The sequence below is a fragment of the Chromobacterium sp. ATCC 53434 genome (assembly GCF_002848345.1).
GTDB lineage: Bacteria > Pseudomonadota > Gammaproteobacteria > Burkholderiales > Chromobacteriaceae > Chromobacterium.
In genome coordinates, this window is the sequence record NZ_CP025429.1 from 1265313 (window position 1) to 1282269 (window position 16957).

General features: G+C 64.1%; 14 protein-coding genes. 9 read left to right on the top strand and 5 right to left on the bottom strand.

Annotated features, from left to right (window positions below; genetic code table 11):
* Positions 1 to 44: 44 nt before the first annotated feature.
* Positions 45 to 809 (bottom strand): transporter substrate-binding domain-containing protein, encoded by a 765-nt coding sequence (locus tag CXB49_RS06055; protein ID WP_101707557.1) that lies wholly within the window; start codon positions 807 to 809, stop codon positions 45 to 47.
* Between the two features lie 481 nt (positions 810 to 1290).
* Between CXB49_RS06055 and CXB49_RS06060 the strand changes: the two genes are divergently transcribed.
* A complete protein-coding gene (locus CXB49_RS06060) occupies positions 1291 to 6099 on the top strand; it encodes an NAD-glutamate dehydrogenase (protein ID WP_101707558.1) in 4809 nt (1602 codons plus the stop codon).
* Between the two features lie 224 nt (positions 6100 to 6323).
* A complete protein-coding gene (locus CXB49_RS06065; RefSeq protein WP_101707559.1) occupies positions 6324 to 8012 on the top strand; it encodes a bifunctional UDP-sugar hydrolase/5'-nucleotidase in 1689 nt (562 codons plus the stop codon).
* A 6-nt stretch (positions 8013 to 8018) separates the two neighbouring features.
* Here CXB49_RS06065 and CXB49_RS06070 read toward each other — a convergent pair whose 3' ends face one another.
* From CXB49_RS06070 to coaBC, 3 genes are all read right to left on the bottom strand, one after another.
* Complete coding sequence (locus CXB49_RS06070; RefSeq protein WP_101707560.1) at positions 8019 to 9035, bottom strand: GGDEF domain-containing protein; 1017 nt, start codon at positions 9033 to 9035, stop codon at positions 8019 to 8021.
* Between the two features lie 102 nt (positions 9036 to 9137).
* Positions 9138 to 9590 carry a dUTP diphosphatase gene (gene dut, locus CXB49_RS06075; protein ID WP_101707561.1) on the bottom strand — a complete coding sequence of 151 codons (453 nt, stop codon included), beginning with the start codon at positions 9588 to 9590 and terminating at the stop codon, positions 9138 to 9140.
* A gap of 52 nt (positions 9591 to 9642) precedes the next feature.
* On the bottom strand, positions 9643 to 10824 hold the full coding sequence (coaBC, locus tag CXB49_RS06080) for a bifunctional phosphopantothenoylcysteine decarboxylase/phosphopantothenate--cysteine ligase CoaBC (protein WP_101707562.1): 1182 nt from the start codon (positions 10822 to 10824) through the stop codon (positions 9643 to 9645).
* 156 nt (positions 10825 to 10980) lie between these two features.
* Between coaBC and radC the strand changes: the two genes are divergently transcribed.
* The 7 genes from radC (at position 10981) to CXB49_RS06115 (ending at position 15539) form a co-directional block, all read left to right on the top strand.
* Positions 10981 to 11655 carry a DNA repair protein RadC gene (gene radC / locus CXB49_RS06085; protein WP_101707563.1) on the top strand — a complete coding sequence of 225 codons (675 nt, stop codon included), beginning with the start codon at positions 10981 to 10983 and terminating at the stop codon, positions 11653 to 11655.
* A gap of 117 nt (positions 11656 to 11772) precedes the next feature.
* Entirely contained in the window at positions 11773 to 12024 is a 252-nt protein-coding gene (locus CXB49_RS06090) for a hypothetical protein (protein ID WP_021475733.1), read from the top strand.
* A gap of 145 nt (positions 12025 to 12169) precedes the next feature.
* Complete coding sequence (locus tag CXB49_RS06095) at positions 12170 to 12544, top strand: oxidoreductase (protein WP_101707564.1); 375 nt, start codon at positions 12170 to 12172, stop codon at positions 12542 to 12544.
* 216 nt (positions 12545 to 12760) lie between these two features.
* Positions 12761 to 13207 carry a DUF2844 domain-containing protein gene (locus tag CXB49_RS06100; RefSeq protein WP_158300633.1) on the top strand — a complete coding sequence of 149 codons (447 nt, stop codon included), beginning with the start codon at positions 12761 to 12763 and terminating at the stop codon, positions 13205 to 13207.
* Between the two features lie 12 nt (positions 13208 to 13219).
* Positions 13220 to 14443 carry a DUF3443 domain-containing protein gene (locus CXB49_RS06105; RefSeq protein ID WP_101707566.1) on the top strand — a complete coding sequence of 408 codons (1224 nt, stop codon included), beginning with the start codon at positions 13220 to 13222 and terminating at the stop codon, positions 14441 to 14443.
* 211 nt (positions 14444 to 14654) lie between these two features.
* Positions 14655 to 14939: a hypothetical protein gene (locus tag CXB49_RS06110; RefSeq protein ID WP_101707567.1), complete on the top strand. Its 285-nt coding sequence runs from the start codon at positions 14655 to 14657 to the stop codon at positions 14937 to 14939.
* A 42-nt stretch (positions 14940 to 14981) separates the two neighbouring features.
* A complete protein-coding gene (locus tag CXB49_RS06115; protein ID WP_101707568.1) occupies positions 14982 to 15539 on the top strand; it encodes a flavin reductase family protein in 558 nt (185 codons plus the stop codon).
* A gap of 66 nt (positions 15540 to 15605) precedes the next feature.
* Here CXB49_RS06115 and tyrS read toward each other — a convergent pair whose 3' ends face one another.
* Positions 15606 to 16880, bottom strand: a complete 1275-nt coding sequence (tyrS, locus tag CXB49_RS06120) for a tyrosine--tRNA ligase (RefSeq protein ID WP_101707569.1) — start codon at positions 16878 to 16880, stop codon at positions 15606 to 15608.
* Positions 16881 to 16957 lie beyond the last annotated feature (77 nt).

Consider the following 16957-nt stretch of genomic DNA (forward strand, 5'->3'; position numbering starts at 1 on the left):
GCAGGCGCGCGGGATGGCGCGCCTGCCCGAGGCTTGGGTCGGAATCAGCCGCCGTAGATGTCGAAGCTGAAGTATTTGTCCTGCACCTTCTTGTAGCTGCCGTCCTTGCGGACTTCGTCTATGGCCTTGTTCAGGCGGTCGAGCAGGGCTTTGTTGCTCTTCTTGACGGCGATGCCGCAGCCGGGGCCGAAGTACTTGACGTCGGAGTAGCTGGCGCCGACGAAGCTGTAGCCCTTGCCCTGGGCGGTTTTCAGGAATTCCTGCTCGCCGACGGCGCTGTCGACGAAGACGCCGTCAACACGGCCGGATTTCAGGTCGAGGAAGGATTCCGGCGACTTGGCGTACGGTACGATGGTGGCGCCGTTCTTGCCCCAGAGATCCTTGGCGAATTTTTCCTGGGTGGAGGCGCGCAATACGCCGATCTTCTTGCCCTTGAAGCTGGCGGCGTCGACCTTGGTGCCGTCCTTGGCCACCATGCGGCTGGCGATATTGTAGTACTTGCGGGTGAAGTCCACCGCCTTCTGGCGTTCCGGCGTGATCTGCATCGACGAGATGATGGCGTCGAACTTGTTGGCGTTCAGCGCCGGAATCAGGCCGTCCCAGTCCTGCGGCACGATCTGGCAGGTGACTTTCATTTCCTTGCACAGCGCGTAGGCCATGTCGATGTCGAAGCCCTGCGGCTTGCCGTCGGCGCCTTGCTTGGAGAACGGAGGGTAGTTGAGGTCCACGCCGAAACGGAGGGTTTCCGCCTGGGCGGACAGCGAGGCGATCAGGGCGAAACCGGCGCTTGCGATCAATGCTTTTTTCATGACGTTGCTTCTCTACTTGTCTCTCGTTGGTCTGCGTCGCGAAGACCGCGCGCGACCGGCTTGTAAACCCCGCACCGGAGGCGACGTTAATGTTCCGATCCGGGCCATTTTGTATTGCAGGCTGGCCATCTTGCGCCACAAGTTTGAACAGCAAGTGGCGGCTTTGGTCAATCCCCATAAGCAAGTGCGCACATTCTACCTTACTTTTTCCATTAAATGGAAACATCATATAAATCATTGGTTTATGCGATGTTTGTGCAATTGTCTACAATATTTCGGACTACAGTCTTTGTATAATTGACTGTCGCTTTGCTGTAAGGTGTCGGCTGGGTTTTCGGACTGCTTATGCCCATGGGGTGCGTCCCGGGAAAACGGCCTTGTGCGTTTTGTGTAAGTCCGTGTCGCATTAAGGAAATCCGGCTCGGGTGGCGCTATCTACAATGCCCCCGACAACCTCCCTGCTCACAACAAGAGAAGCTAAATGTCGCTTACCAACAAGACCGAACTGGCCAGCCTGATCGCAGATATCCAGGCTGTCGCCGAGAGCAAGCTTTCTTCCAAGGAGACCCAACAACTCGCCGCCTTCTTCCCGATCTACTTCGAGGAGACCGAGCACGCCGATCTCAGGCAGTTCTCGTCGCTCGACCTGTTCGGTGCCGCGATGGCGCATTACGAGTTTGCCGGGAAGCGCTCCGCCGGCCAGGTCAAGTGCCGCATCTACAATCCCGATTTCGAACGCGATGGCTGGCAAAGCACCCACACGGTGATCGAGGTGGTGAACGACGACATGCCGTTCCTGATCGATTCGATCACCATGCTGCTGTCGCGCTACAACCTGAACCTGCACTTGTTGGTGCACCCGGTGCTGTCGGTGGGCCGCGACAAGGGCGGCGTCCTCAACGCCGTGAAGCGCACCGAGGACCGCAGCCTGCCGTTGGAGTCGCTGATCCACGTGCAGATCGACCGCATCAGCGACGCCGCTCTGCTGCAGCAACTGGAAACCGAACTGAAGCGCGTGCTGGCCGACATCCGCCTGGTCGTGCGCGACGAACCGAAGATGCGCGAAGTGCTGGCCGGCATCAGCAAGGACCTGGCCAAGCTGAAGGGCGAGCGCGCCGCCGAGGCGAAGGAGGCGGTGGCCTTCCTCGACTGGATGGCCGGCCGCAACTTCCTGTTCATGGGCTATTGCGACTATGACCTGGTCAAGCGCGACGGCAAGGACAGCCTGAAGATCGTCAAGGACGCCGGCCTCGGCATCCTGCAGGACCAGGGCGACAAGGAGTATTCCGCCAGCTTCGAGCAGCTGCCGCAGGAATTGCGCGAACTGGCCCACCTGCCGCAGCTGATCATCCTGAACAAGTCCCAGACCCGCTCCATCATCCACCGCCCGGCCTATGTCGATTTCGTCGGCATCAAGCGCTTCAACGACAAGGGCGAAGTGATAGGCGAGCGCCGCTTCCTCGGCCTGTACACCGCCAGCGCCTACCAGACCTCGCCGAAGGACGTGCCCATCCTGCGCCAGAAAGTGGCCAGCGTGGTCAAGGGCTGCGACTTCGTCGACGACAGCTACAAGTCCAAGACGCTGGGCTTCGTGCTGGAAAGCTACCCGCGCGACGAGTTGTTCGAGATCCCGGCCGAAGTGCTGGGCCCCATCGTCGAAGGCATCGTCAGCCTGCAGGAACGCCCGCGCGTGCGCTTCTTCGTCCGCGCCGACCGCTACCACCGCTATGTCAGCTGCCTGGTCTATGTGCCGCGCGACAGCTTCAGCACCGAAGTGCGGCTGAAGATTGAGAAAGTGCTGATGAACGCCTTCAACGGCAACAGCGCCGAATTCAGCGTGCAGATCGGCGACGGCATGCTGGCTCGCGTGCATTACATCATCCGTACCGCGGCCGCCAAGTTGCCGGAGTTCAACGCCGCCGACATCGAGGCCGAGATCGCCCGCCTGGTGCGCGGCTGGAGCGAGGAGTTGCACCAGCAGCTGGTGGAAGCCCATGGCGAGGAGCGCGGCAACGGCCTGTTCAACCGCTACAAGGACGGCTTCCCGCTGGCTTATCGCGAAGAGTTCGCGGTGCGCAACGCGGTGCTGGACGTGCAGCACCTGGAGGCCATCGACGCCAACGAGCCGCTGGCGATGAAGCTGTACCGCCCGTTCCATCGCGGCGGCGCCTCGTTCAATCTGAAGCTGTTCCGCGAGAGCGAGCCGCTGGGCCTGTCGGCCAGCCTGCCGATTCTGGAGAACATGGGCGTCAAGGTGCGCGACGAGCACCCGTACTGCGTCAAGCGCAGCGACGACTCGCAAGTGTGGATCAGCGACTTCGGCCTCGATGTCGGCGGCTTCGGCGAGCAGATGGCCCAGGACCAGGTGCAACAGGACTTCCAGGAGCTGCTGTCCCAGGTCTTCGCCAAGCGTTGCGAAAACGACGGTTTCAACCGTCTGGCGCTGGTGGCCGGCCTGGACTGGCGCGAAATCTCGCTGGTGCGCGCGCTGGCCAAGTATCTGCGCCAGGGCGGCCTGACCTTCAGCCAGGCTTATATCGAGCAGTGCGTGGCCAACTACCCGGCCATCACCCGCGGCCTGGTCGAGCTGTTCTATGCCCGTCTGGACCCGGTTGGCTTCGACGATGAAAAGGCCGAGTTGCTGCTGGCCGCGGTGCGCGGCATGCTGGACGGCGTGGCCAACCTCGACGAGGACCGCATCCTGAACGGCTTCCTGGCCGTGATCCTGGCGACCCGCCGCACCAACTTCTGGCAGCCGGACGCCGACGGCCAGTTCAAGTCCTATATCTCGTTCAAGCTGGAATCCAGCCAGGTTCCGTTCCTGCCGCAGCCGCGGCCGATGTTCGAAATCTGGGTGTACAGCCCGCGCGTCGAAGGCGTGCACCTGCGCGGCTCCAAGGTGGCCCGCGGCGGCCTGCGCTGGTCCGACCGGATGGAAGACTTCCGCACCGAGGTGCTGGGCCTGGTGAAGGCGCAGATGGTGAAGAACTCGGTGATCGTGCCGATGGGCTCCAAGGGCGGCTTCGTCGGCAAGCAGCTGCCGGCGCCGTCCGAGCGCGAGGCCTTCCTGGCCGAGGGCATCGCCTGCTACAAGATCTTCATCTCGGCGCTGCTGGACGTCACCGACAATCTGGTGACCGGCCAGATCATCCCGCCTAAGGACGTGCGCCGCCTGGATCCGGACGATCCGTACCTGGTGGTGGCGGCAGACAAGGGCACGGCGACCTTCTCCGACATCGCCAACGGCATTTCCGAGTCCTACGGCTTCTGGCTGGGCGACGCCTTCGCCTCCGGCGGTTCGGCCGGCTACGATCACAAGGGCATGGGCATCACCGCCCGCGGCGCCTGGGAATCGGTCAAGCGCCACTTCCGCCACCTGGGCGTCAACACCCAGGAGCAGGACTTCAGCGTGATCGGCATCGGCGACATGGCCGGCGACGTGTTCGGCAACGGCATGCTGCTGTCCGAGCACATCTGCCTGAAGGCGGCGTTCAATCACCTGCACATCTTCCTGGACCCGACGCCGAACGCGAAGAAGGGCTTCGCCGAGCGCGCGCGCCTGTTCAATCTGCCGCGCTCCAGCTGGACCGACTACAACCGCGAGCTGATCTCCAAGGGCGGCGGCATCTTCGAGCGCAGCGCCAAGTCCATCCCGCTGTCGCCGGAAGTGAAGGCGTGGCTGGAGACCGACAAGGACCACATGGCGCCGAACGAGCTGATCCATGAGATCCTGAAGGCCAAGATCGACCTGCTGTACAACGGCGGCATCGGCACCTACGTCAAGGCATCGACGCAGAGCCACGCCGACGCCCGCGACCGCGCCTGCGATCCGGTGCGCGTCAACGGCAACGAGCTGCAAGCCCGCGTGGTGGCCGAAGGCGGCAACCTGACTTGCACCCAGCTGGGCCGCGTCGAGTTCGCGCTGGCCGGCGGCCGCATCGCCACCGACGCCATCGACAACTCGGCCGGCGTCGATTGCTCCGACCACGAGGTCAACATCAAGATTCTGCTGGGCGCGGTGATGCAGGCCGGCGACATGACGTTGAAGCAGCGCAACGAGCTGTTGGCCGAGATGACCGACGAGGTCGGCCATCTGGTGCTGCGCAACAACGTGCTGCAGACCCAGGTGCTGGCGATCAAGCGGCTGGAGGCGGCGTCGATGCTGTCCACCCATGCGCGGATGATCGCCCATATGGAGAAGACCGGCGAACTGAACCGCGAGATCGAATATCTGCCGTCCGAAACGCAGATCAACGAGCGCCGCCTGGCCCGTCAGGGCCTGACGGTGCCGGAGATCTCGGTGCTGCTGGCCTATAGCAAGATCTCGCTGGATCAGGCCATCCTGGCCACCGACGTGCCGGACGACAAGGACTTCCTGCCGGTGTTGGTGAACTACTTCCCGAAACCGCTGCAGCAGCGCTTCGGCAAGCAGATGGAACAGCATCAGCTGCGCCGCGAGATCATCGCCAACCAGCTGGCCAACCAGATCATCAACCGCATGGGCACCACCTTCGTGTTCCGCCTGCAGGAGGAGTCGCCGTTCTCCGCGGCCGACATCGCCCGCGCCTGGTGGATCGCCAGCCGGGTGTTCGACGCGGAAAACCTGTGGGGCCGGATCGAGGCGCTGGACAACAAGGTGCCGGCCGATGAGCAGATGCAGCTGATGGTGCTGGTGCGCACGCTGGTGGAGCGCGTGACCCGCTGGGTGCTGCGCAACAAGCGTCCGTTCGGTTCGGTAAACGCGGCGATCGAGCAGTACGCCGCCAAGGTGCAGAGTCTGCTGGCCCAACTGCCGAAGCTGATCCCGGCCGCCGACTACCCTGCGGTGACCGCGCTGGAGCAGCGCATCGCCCACGCCAATCTGCCGCAGCCGCTGCAGCAGGTGCTGGCCCGTCTGGAGTACGCGGTGCCGCTGATGGACATCATCGAGATCGGCGACGGCAGCAAGCTGAAGCTGGAGCAGGTCGCCGCCAACTACTTCCAGCTGGGCAGCACACTGCAACTGGATTGGCTGCGCGACGCGATCACCGGCCTGCCGCGCGACAACCGCTGGCAGTCGCTGGCCCGCTCGGCGCTGCGCGACGATCTGTACAGCGTGCATCGCAATCTGGCGCGCCAGGCGCTGGAAGGCGTGTCGGCGGCGGATTTCGCCGCCCAGTGGCTGGAGAATCGTCAGGGCGCGGTGGAAATCTGCGGCCAGATGTTCGCCGAACTGCAGTCGTTCAGCGCGCTGGACCTGGCGATGCTGTCCGCCGGCATGCGCGAGCTGAACAACCACCTGCTGGCCTGATCCGTCAACGATTCCGCGCGCGGGCGCGGAGATGAAAACGACGCCGCGAGAGCATTCTCGCGGCGTTTTTTTTGTGCGGGCTCTCGCGCGGGCGCGCAATTAAATTTCCGGGAGTGATATTTTTTACAGTTTAAATGTCATGCCGATTGTGTATGGTGCGCACTCCGGCGCGTGGCCGTGGCAGCGGCGCGCGCCGGCAAGTCCATATAACAAGGAGCATGTCGATGAAACTGGTTCCGTTGAGCCTGAGCCTGGGCGTCGCGCTGACACTGAGCGCCTGCCTGTCCAATTCCTCGTCGGTGGCGACGCCCCGCGACGATCAGCAGCGACCGGGCGGGGCTGTGGCCGTCAAGATGATCGCCTTCAACGATTTCCACGGCAATCTGGAGGCGCCAGGACAGCTTGCGGTGCCGGACGCGGCGCATCCGGGGCAGACCGTCAAGGTGACGGCCGGCGGCGCCGACTACCTGGCGGCCTGGGTGCAGCGCCTGCGCCAGCAGTCGCCGAACACCGTGGTGGTGTCGGCCGGCGATCTGATAGGCGCCAGCCCGCTGGTGTCCGGCCTGTTTCATGACGAGCCGACCGTCGAGGCGATGAATATGCTGGGGCTGGACCTGAACGCGGTCGGCAACCACGAATTCGACGACGGCCAGGACGAGCTGTTGCGGATGCAGAACGGCGGCTGCAAGCCCGGTTCGGCCAATAGCTGCCTGATGGGCCGCTTCGCCGGCGCCAGTTTCAAGTTCCTGGCGGCTAATGTCACCAAGGCCGACGGCAGCACGCTGTTCCCCGGCTATGCGATCAAGCGCTACGGCGGCATTCCGGTGGCCTTCATCGGCATGACGCTGAAAGGCACGCCGGAAATCGTGTCGCCGACCGGCGTCGCCGGGCTGAGCTTCCGGGACGAGGCCGCCACCGTCAACGGCCTGATTCCGCAATTGAAGGCGCAGGGAGTCGGCGCGGTGGTGGTGCTGATACATGAAGGCGGCTACCAGGCCGGCAGCTACAACGACTGCAACGGCATTTCCGGGCCGATCGCCGACATCGTCAAGAAGCTGGACAAGTCGGTTGGCCTGGTGGTCAGCGGACATACCCATCAGGCTTACAACTGCGTGATAGACGGCCGCGTCGTCACCAGCGCCAAGAATTACGGCCAGCTGTTCACCGAGATCGATTTCAAGCTCGATCCGGTCAGCCACGGTTTCGTGCCGGGTTCGATCCAGGCCTTGAACCGTCCGGTGACGCAGGACATCGCGCCGCGCGCCGACATCACGGACCTGATCCGGCGTTATCAAGGCCAGGCGGCGCGGGTCGCCAACCAGGTGGTCGGGCAGGCTGCGGGGCCGCTGAGCCGCAGCGCCAACGCCGCCGGCGAATCGGCGCTCGGCGATGTCATCGCCGACGCGCAGCTGCTGGCCGGAGCCGGCCAGCACGCGGTGGCGGCTTTCATGAATCCGGGCGGCATCCGCGCCGACCTGGCGCCGGACGCGAGCGGCAACGTCAATTACAAGCAGGTCTACACCGTTCAGCCGTTCGGCAATACGATGATGACGATGGATCTGACCGGCGCGCAGATCGACCAGTTGTTGGAGCAACAGTGGAGCGCGTCGGCCCAGCCGAAGATGCTGCAGGTGTCGGCCGGCTTCAGCTATAGCTGGAGCGCATCGGCGCCGGTCGGCAGCAAGGTCGACATCGCCAGCATCCGCATCAACGGCGTCCAGGTCGATCCCGCGGCCAGCTACCGGGTGCAGGTCAACAACTTCCTGGCCGGCGGCGGCGACGGCTTCACCGTGCTGACTCGCGGCGTCAACCGCGTCGGCGGCGATGTCGACACCGATGTGTTGGTACAGTACTTCAGCCAGCGGTCGCCGGTGGCGGTGCCGACGCTGAACCGTATCGTCAACTTGCCCTGAGCCTGTTCAGAAGTAGTCGACCGGACTGTCGTGCGTCTGTCGGGCCAGCCGACCGTCGGCGATCAGCTTCTCGTAGCTCTGCACCTGGTTCCGGCCGTGGCCCTTGGCATAATAGAGGGCGCGGTCGGCCTGTTCGATCAGCTGCGCGGGAAGCAGCAGCGGATCGATCCGGGTGTGGCCGACGCTGATGGTGATGTTGCGGACCTGCGGAAACGCGTGGCGCTCGACGGTCTGGCGGAAGCGGTCCAGCGCTTGCTCGGCCTCTTCCTCGGCCGAGCTCTTCAGCAGCAGCGCGAACTCCTCGCCGCCATAGCGGAACAGGCCGTCGTCCTCGCGGAAGTTTTGCTGCATCAGCTGCGAGAGCAGCAGCAGCACCTCGTCGCCGACCATGTGGCCGAACTGATCGTTGACCCGTTTGAACAGGTCGACGTCGAGCAGGGCCAGGATGTGCGGCGGCTGAGGCGTTGGCGGGTGTTGCAACGAGGCGAGCAGGTTGTAGAAGCGCAGATCGAACTTGCGACGGTTGTGCAGCGCCGTTAGCATGTCCCGGTCGGCTTCGAACAATAGCCTCAGGAAATTTTCGTGTATGCGCGCCATCGCCTGCAGCATCGCGCGGTTGACGCGTGCCTCGCCGGGGATGTGGATGATCACCAGCGAAGTGATGCTGCCCATGCAGCGCAGCGGCAGGCACAGGCCGGTCGGCGTGTGCTGGATGCAGTCGTCGTGATCCGGCCGGTTCAGCAGCTCGTAGAGGAAGCTGGGCGGCGGCAGCCAGTTGTCGTCCGACGTTTCGCGGACCTCCGGCTTGCCGGGGCCGGACAGCGCCTCCAGTCGGCGGTGCAGATAGGGGGCGTTGTCGACCCAGCGGCAGGCGAACAGCTCGACCCTGTCGACATGCATCGCCTCCACCAGCGTCGACAGCAGGCTGGATTCCAGCATGTCCTGTTCTCGCTGCGAAGTCAGCTCGACCAGGCTGTCCAGGATCAGCTTGCTTTCATTGTGTTCCGGCAGCGGCGTCTGCATCGTCGGGAAGCTCCTGGCATGGGCCTTGCCGGCGCCGGACGGGGCCGGGCGCCGTGATCTTCACCGAATTATAGCCACGCCGCGGCGCGGCGAAAGCGGGGTTCAGCCGCGGCCGGTGCTGCCGAAGCCGCCGGCTCCGCGGTCGGAGGCGGAGAAATCGTCGACGATGTTGAAGCCCACTTGCACCACCGGCACGATGACCATCTGGGCGATGCGCTCCATCGGCTCCAGGCTGAACGGCTGCTGACCGCGGTTCCAGACCGAGACGAACATCTGGCCCTGGTAGTCGGAGTCGATCAGGCCCACCAGATTGCCGAGCACGATGCCGTGCTTGTGGCCGAGGCCGGAGCGGGGCAGCAGCATCGCGGCCAGGCTGGGATCGTCGAGGTGGATGGCGATGCCGGTCGGGATCAGCTTGGTCTCGCCGGGTTCTATGGTCATCGTGTCATCGGTGGCGGCGCGCAGGTCCAGTCCGGCCGAGCCGGAGGTGGCGTAGGCGGGCAGGTTGTCGCGCAGACGCGCGTCGATAATCTTGATGTCGATAACGGCTTGCATGGTGTTTCCTTGTGATGCGGCGGCGGCCAGCAGGCCGCCGGAGTAAAGTGATTCAGCGTTTGGCCAGCAGGGCGGCCAGGTGGCGGACGATGGCCGCGGCCACCTCGTCCTTGGGCATGGAGGGCAGCGGATGTTGGCCGGCGTCGTCCAGCAGCAGTACCTGGTTGTCGTCGGCGCCCATCGCCTGCTGGGCCAGATTGGCCACCAGCAGCGGCAGCTTCTTGCGGCGGCGCTTGGCCTCGGCGAACTCCAGCAGGTTCTGGCTTTCCGCGGCGAAGCCGACGCAGAACGGCGCGGCCGGCAGGTTGGCGACGGTGGCCAGGATGTCGGGGTTTTCCTCCAGCTCGATGACCGGGGCGGCGGCGCCTTTCTTGATCTTGTGTTCGCTGCGGTTCTTCACCCGGTAGTCGGCCACCGCCGCCACCGAGATGAACACATCGCTGCGGCCGACCTCGGCCAGCACCGCCTGCTGCATCTCGGCCGCGCTTTGCACGGCTATGCGGCGCACGTTCAACGGCGCCTCGAAGCCGGTGGGGCCGGAGACCAGCGTCACTTCGGCGCCGGCGTCGCGGCAGGCGCGCGCCAGCGCGTAGCCCATCTTGCCGGAGCTGATATTGGTGATGCCGCGCACCGCGTCTATCGCCTCGTAGGTGGGGCCGGCGGTCAACAGCACTTGCTTGCCGGCCAGCAGCTTGGCGGCGAACAGGCCTTGCAGCAGCTCGACGATCTGCTGTGGTTCCAGCATCCGGCCGTCGCCGGTCTCGCCGCAGGCCTGGAAGCCGTTGCCGGGACCGAGCACGGCCACGCCGTCCGCCTCGAGCTGGGCGATGTTGCGCTGGTTCGGCGGATTCTGCCACATCTGCAGATTCATCGCCGGCGCGACGGCCAGCGGGCAGGCGCGGGCGGCGGCCAGCGTGGAGACCAGATCGTCGCAGGCGCCGTGGGCCAGCTTGAACAGCAGATCGGCGGTGGCCGGCGCGATCAGGAAGACGTCGGCGCGGCGCGACAGCTCGATGTGGGCCATCGCGTTGCTGGGACGGGGGTCCCACAGATCGGTGTACACGGTGTGGCCGGTCAGGGCCTGGAACGTGGCCGGCGTGACGAAGCGGGTGGCGGCTTCGGTCATCACCACTTCCACCTGATGGCCAGCCTTGATCAGCTGGCGGGTCAGCTCGGCCGACTTGTAGGCGGCAATGCCGCCGCCGATACCGAGCAGGATGCGTTTGGCGCTCATCGTTCGCTCTTCGAACCGGAAACCGACCATTCTAGCGGATTTGGCGTGCCCGGTGGTCTTGGGCTGGGCGCTTTGTCGCATGTTAATGTCATTGCCTGTTGCTATCTTGTTGGCCTGAAGACACAAACAATGCTATAGCCAGAAGGAGGTTCCGCAATGTCTATCGCCAAGTGGCCGGAGTCCGAGCGTCCACGCGAGAAGTTGCTGCAGCAGGGGGCGGCCGCCCTCAACGATTCTGAGCTGCTGGCCATTTTTCTGCGCACCGGCGTCAAGGGCGCCAGCGCGGTGGAGCTGGCCAGAAGGATGTTGCGGGATTTCGGTTCGCTGTCCAGCTTGTTGACGGCGGCGCCGGAGGATTTCAGTTCGCAGCCGGGCTTGGGCAAGGCCAAGTACGCGCAGCTGATGGCCTGCACCGAACTGGTCCGCCGCGCCCTGTCCGAGCAGATGCGGCTTGGCGACGCCTTGTCCAGTCCGCAGCAGGTGCGGGATTATCTGCGGTTGAGCATAGGCCGGCGCGATGTCGAAATATTTGTGGTGATATTTCTGTCGGCACAAAACCGGCTGATAGAAGTCGAAGAGGTGTTCGAGGGCACGCTGACCGAAACCCGGGTCTATCCGCGGGAAGTGTTGCGGAGGGCGCTGCGGTACAACGCGGCGGCGGTTATCGTGGCGCACAATCATCCGTCAGGCGTCAGCGAGCCTTCCTCCGCCGACAGGATATTGACCCGAACCTTAAAGGACGCGCTGGCGCTGGTCGATATCAAGTTACTGGATCATTTCGTCGTGACCGGGGGGCGCGCCGAATCGTTTGCCGAGCGCGGCTGGCTATAGTGGATGCAGGTTTCGGTGAAATGGCGGTCCGACAGTGTCGCCATGGTATATGGGGCTTGTGAAGCATAACTGTCTGTTTGGCCTTGAGTTCCCCCACCGCATCACAAGGAGGTCGTCATGAACATCCTGCGTTTGCTGAATGAGTCGGACTACATTCAGGTCAACAACCAGTTCGTCAAGCCGGACTTCCATACGGTTTCCGAAGAGTTTTCCGACGACGACGATGTGGTGCTGGAAGCCACGCTGGACGGCCAGGAATTGGTATTGACGGTGGCCGATCTGACCGACGCCACACCGTTGGCCGATGGCGGCTTCTGGTTGGAAGGACTCGGATATCTGCGCTTTCTGTCGCAGCAGAATCTGCATTGAATCGCCCCGCAGGCGGTTTATGACGGCCCGGCTTTTGCCGGGCCGTCGCATTTTCGCCGCGCCGGTTTGACCTGCCTCAAGTCCGGCAAGCGGGCGATGCTCTAGAGTGGCAGCGTTATCTGGAGGTCATACGAGCGGGGTCGGCATGCAAAAATTCAGGATAGGCATGGTGGGAGTAGGGGAAACGGGCACGCCTTTGCTGAAGCAATTGCTGGACGCGCCATTCGTGGAGCTGGTGGGCGTGGCGGACTTGAATCTGGATTTGCCCGGCATCGGGTTGGCCCGGGAGCGCGGCGTGGCGGTGACCGACAATTTCATCGAGATTGCCGAGCAGGGCGAACGGGTGGACATCATCATCGACGTCACCGGCTCGCGCAAGGTGCGCGAGGACTTGCGGCGCTATATGCAGTTTTCCGGCAATGCCCACACGGTGATCGTCCATGAGCGGGTGGCCTTGCTGATGCTGTCGCTGGGCGCCGGACGCCGGGTGGAGACCCGGCATGACGAATTGAGCTATTGATTTGTAGCGTGTTTGACATGCCCGGCCGCGCCGAATGGCAGCGGGCGGCCGGACGAGGAGATGCGGGAGGCGAGAGCCTCCCGTTTTTTTATTAACAAGACGACGTGGGTCTGGCTGTCGGCAATCTAGTATGCTGAAATGGCTAGACAGGCGCAGTATGCCGATGTGATGGCGGTGCGCGCCGGCAATCATGCTCAATGCAAGGGGGAAAACAGAATGATCAAGCCAGCCTCGAATTGGATGTGGCTGCTGTTGCTCGTGCCGGGGCTCGCCGGCGCGACGCTGGGGCAGCGTCTGGACGCGGCGTCGACCGCCGCCGCCGCCGGGCAGTCGATGATGGCGGCGCCGGTCTCCACCGACTTTCGCGTGCAGCAAAGCGTCGATGCCGGCGGCCGCCTGATCCGGCAGTACGCCGACGGCAACGGCACGGTTTTCGCGGTGGCGTGGAGCGGCAAGAGCCTGCCGGATCTGCAGCAGTTGCTGGGCACCTACTTTCCGGCATATCGCCAGGCGCAGCAGGCGAACCGCGCCGGTTTGAACGTGATGCGCGGTCAGGTCGGCAGCTTCGTGGTCCACTCGCTCGGCCGAATGGGGGCGTTCAGCGGCGCCGCTTACGACACCGCGCTGATGCCGGCTGGTGTGACGCCGGATCAACTGAACTAAGGGGGGCGCGACATGAAAAGAATATTGGGGGCATGTCTGGCGCTGGCCTTCCTGCTGGCCGGTTGCGGCGGTGGAGGCGGGGGCGCGGGTTCGTTTTCCAGCGGCAACAACAACAGCAGCACGACGGCCAACAGCGTCGCGATGGTGGTGGATGCCGGTCCGGTCAGCGGGCAGAACCAGCTGAACATTCCCTACGTGTCGGTGAAGGTTTGCGCGCCGGGCAGTACCAGCAATTGCCAGACCATAGACCATGTGCTGGTCGATACCGGCTCCAGCGGCCTGCGGGTGCTGGCGTCGGCGCTGGGCAGCTCGGTGCTGGCCGGGCTGGGGGGGCAGCAGGTCAACAGCCGGCAGGTGGTCGAGTGCGCGCAGTTCGCCGACGGCTACACCTGGGGCGCGGTCAATGTGGCCGATGTGCGGATGGCCGGAGAGGTGGCGAGCTCGGTGCCGATCCAGGTGATTTCCGATCCGGTCTATACCACGGTGCCGGCAAGCTGCGCCTCCACCGGCACCAATGAGGGCAATCTGACCGGCCTCGGCGCCAACGGCATCATAGGCGTCGGACTCGACAAGCAGGATTGCGGTGCCGATTGCGTCACCGGCACCGGCAACGGTTTTTACTATCTGTGCGCCAGCGCCTCGAGCTGCCTGCCCGGAACGGTGCCGTTGGCGCAGCAGGTGACCAATCCGGTGTCGGCCTTCTCCAGCGACAACAACGGCGTCTTGCTGCAACTGCCGGCGCTGGCGGCGACCGGCGCGGCGACGGCGCAGGGTTCGCTGATCTTCGGCATCGGCACGCAGTCCAATAACGCGATACCGAGCACGGCCAAGACCTTCCAGGTCGCCAGCGACGGCTACACGATCAACACCGTCTACAAGGGCCAGACCTATCCTAGCTTCATCGATAGCGGTTCCAACATCCTGTATTTCAACGATAGCGCCATCACCACCTGCACGGTGGGTGGCTCAAGCTGGTACTGCCCGGCCTCGCAGCTGAACCTGAGCGCGACGCTGTCCAGCGGCGGCAGCAGCAGCGTGGTCAGTTTCAGCCTGATCAGCGCGACGTATCTGAACAGCTCCAACTATGCGGCGATTCCCGCCATCGGCGCGCCGGTGACCGGTCTGTTCGCCGGCTCTTTCGACTGGGGTTTGCCGTTCTTCTACGGTCGCAGCGTGTTCACCCGCTTCAATACCACCGGTGATCGGAGCAATAGCAACGCGGCGTACATCTTCTGATCGGCGCTTTATCTTGCGGCGCAGCAATCGCTGGCCTATAACACAAGCGTCATCACGATGACATCTCCTCTGTCTTTGTGCTTGAGGATAATGGCAAGCAGGCCCGGCGTAGCCGGGCCTCTTTTTTTGCATAAGGGCAGCACGAAAAGTCAGTTATCAAACGATTTATTCCATGTTAATTTTTCATGTCGATTTTATTTCTGGAAGCGGCGTGAACGCGGCAAAGAAAATCCGGCAACTGCTGGAGCGGGGAGAGGATAGGGAGCAGGCGGAAGTGCTGTCCGAATTGGCGGCCGATCTGCAATTGGGGCAGGTTTTCGACCTGAGGCGGCTGTTCCGGCTGGAGGCCGAGTATTTCGAGCTGGGCCTCGCGCTGATGCGCGACTGGCGCTTCGGCTACCATATCGCCGAGCGCAGCCGCCTGTTCGACGATATCCTGGCGCGCGACCGGCGGCTGCAAGGCCGTCTGTGTCGGCTTAGGGCGGAGGCGGGTTGACGGTTTCGGTTAGAATGGGCCATTTGCGCAATGGAGACCGGCATGCTGGCCGATGTGGAACTGCCTAAATCTTACCGTCTGCTGAACCATGGTCCGACCGTGCTGGTCAGCAGCGCGTCCGGTGGACGGCGCAATGTGATGGCGGCCGCCTGGGCGATGCCGCTGGACTTCGACCCGCCCAAGGTGCTGGTGGTGATAGACAAGTCAACTTATAGCCGGGAGTTGATCGAGGCCAGCGGCGAATTCGTGCTCAGCATCCCGTGCCGCGCCCAGGCGGCGCAAGTGGTGCAGGTGGGCAGCGAGAGCGGCCATGGCCTGGACAAGTTCGCCGTCAGCGGGCTGGAGCCGTTGCCGGCGCGGAAGGTGGGCGCGCCGTTGGTGGCCGGCTGCATCGCCTATCTGGAGTGCAAGGTGGTGCAAGAGCCGCACAATCAGCAGCAGTACGATCTGTTCATCGGCGAAGTCGTCGCGGCCCAGGCCGACGACGCGCTGTTCAGCGATGGCCGTTGGCACTTCGACGACGACCCGGCCAGACGCAGCCTGCACTACATCGCTGGCGGCGCCTTCTTCGCCACCGGCGAGGCGTTCAGCGTCGCCTGATCCCGGCCCGGACGTAATGAAAAAGCCCGTCTTCGAAGACGGGCTTTTCGTTTGCCGGGCTGGCGCTTACTGCCAGTCGACCAGCGCGTACAGCTTCTTGCCGCGCTTCAGCAGCGTGTACTGGCCGAACAGGCGTTCGCCGTCGCCGATCGCGTGCTCCAGACTGTCGGCCTTGGCGCCATTGACGCTGACCGCGCCGCTCTGGATGAAGGTGCGCGCCTCGCTCTTGGACTTGGCCAGGCCGCCGGCGGCCAGCGCGTCGATCAGGCCGCTGGCGCTGCTGTCCAGCTTGATGGTCGGCAGGCCGTCCTGCGCCAGTTGGGCGAAGTCGTCGGCGGTCAGGCTGGACAGGTCGTTGCTGAACAAGCTCTGGGTGATGCGTTGCGCCGCTTCCAGCGCGGCCTGGCCGTGCACCAGCGCGGTCACCTGTTCGGCCAGGATGCGTTGGCCCTCCGGCCTGCCTTCGCGGGTCTTGTCGGCCTCCTCGATCGCGGCGATCTCGTCCACCGACAGGAAGCTGAAGTAGCGCAGGAACTTGTACACGTCGGCGTCGGCGGTGCCGAGCCAGAACTGGTAGAAGGCGTACGGCGAGGTCTTCTTCGCGTCCAGCCAGATGGTGCCGGACTCGGTCTTGCCGAATTTGGTGCCGTCGGCCTTGGTCACCAGCGGCATGGTCAGGCCGAATACCTGGGTCTGGTTCAGGCGGCGGGTCAGGTCGGTGCCGGCGGTGATGTTGCCCCACTGGTCGGAGCCGCCGATCTGCAGCTTGCAGCCCAGGCGCTGGTTCAATTCGGCGAAGTCGTAGCCCTGCAGCAGGCTGTAGGAGAACTCGGTGTAGGAGATGCCCTGGTCGTCGCGGCTGATCCGCTGCTGCACCGACTCCTTCTTGATCATCGCGTTGACCGAGAAGTGCTTGCCGATGTCGCGCAGGAACTCGAGCGCGTTCATCTTGCCGAACCAGTCGTAATTGTTGGCCATCAGCGCGGCGTTGCCGCCTTCGAAGGACAGGAAGGGCTCCACCTGCTTGCGGATTTTTTCCACCCAGCTTTCGATCACGTCCGGGGTGTTCAGCTTGCGCTCGGTGGCCTTGAAGCTCGGGTCGCCTATCATGCCGGTGGCGCCGCCGACCAGCGCGACCGGGCGATGGCCGGCCTGCTGGAAGCGTTTCAGCATCAGGATGGGCACCAGGCTGCCGATGTGCAGGCTGTCCGCGGTCGGGTCGAAGCCGCAATAAAGCGTAACCGATTCCTTGTTCAGCAGTTCTTGCAGCGCGGCCATATCGGTGGTTTGCGCGATGAGGCCGCGGGCCTCCAGATCCTGAAGAAGGGCGGTTTGCGTCATTTGACTGGGTCTCCAACACGGTAGAAAACAACGGCCCGTGCGGGCCGTCAGGGGATGCAGTGCCGGCGCCGCGTCGC

What these genes read in the sequence shown, in the direction of transcription:
- radC (WP_101707563.1), top strand. Translation starts at nt 10,981, where the DNA reads ATGTCTATCGCCAAGTGGCCGGAGTCCGAGCGTCCACGCGAGAAGTTG.
- CXB49_RS06065 (WP_101707559.1), top strand. Translation starts at nt 6,324, where the DNA reads ATGAAACTGGTTCCGTTGAGCCTGAGCCTGGGCGTCGCGCTGACACTG.
- tyrS (WP_101707569.1), bottom strand. Translation starts at nt 16,880, where the DNA reads ATGACGCAAACCGCCCTTCTTCAGGATCTGGAGGCCCGCGGCCTCATC.
- CXB49_RS06095 (WP_101707564.1), top strand. Translation starts at nt 12,170, where the DNA reads ATGCAAAAATTCAGGATAGGCATGGTGGGAGTAGGGGAAACGGGCACG.
- CXB49_RS06070 (WP_101707560.1), bottom strand. Translation starts at nt 9,035, where the DNA reads ATGCAGACGCCGCTGCCGGAACACAATGAAAGCAAGCTGATCCTGGAC.
- dut (WP_101707561.1), bottom strand. Translation starts at nt 9,590, where the DNA reads ATGCAAGCCGTTATCGACATCAAGATTATCGACGCGCGTCTGCGCGAC.
- CXB49_RS06100 (WP_158300633.1), top strand. Translation starts at nt 12,761, where the DNA reads ATGATCAAGCCAGCCTCGAATTGGATGTGGCTGCTGTTGCTCGTGCCG.
- CXB49_RS06055 (WP_101707557.1), bottom strand. Translation starts at nt 809, where the DNA reads ATGAAAAAAGCATTGATCGCAAGCGCCGGTTTCGCCCTGATCGCCTCG.
- CXB49_RS06090 (WP_021475733.1), top strand. Translation starts at nt 11,773, where the DNA reads ATGAACATCCTGCGTTTGCTGAATGAGTCGGACTACATTCAGGTCAAC.
- CXB49_RS06060 (WP_101707558.1), top strand. Translation starts at nt 1,291, where the DNA reads ATGTCGCTTACCAACAAGACCGAACTGGCCAGCCTGATCGCAGATATC.
- CXB49_RS06115 (WP_101707568.1), top strand. Translation starts at nt 14,982, where the DNA reads ATGCTGGCCGATGTGGAACTGCCTAAATCTTACCGTCTGCTGAACCAT.
- coaBC (WP_101707562.1), bottom strand. Translation starts at nt 10,824, where the DNA reads ATGAGCGCCAAACGCATCCTGCTCGGTATCGGCGGCGGCATTGCCGCC.
- CXB49_RS06105 (WP_101707566.1), top strand. Translation starts at nt 13,220, where the DNA reads ATGAAAAGAATATTGGGGGCATGTCTGGCGCTGGCCTTCCTGCTGGCC.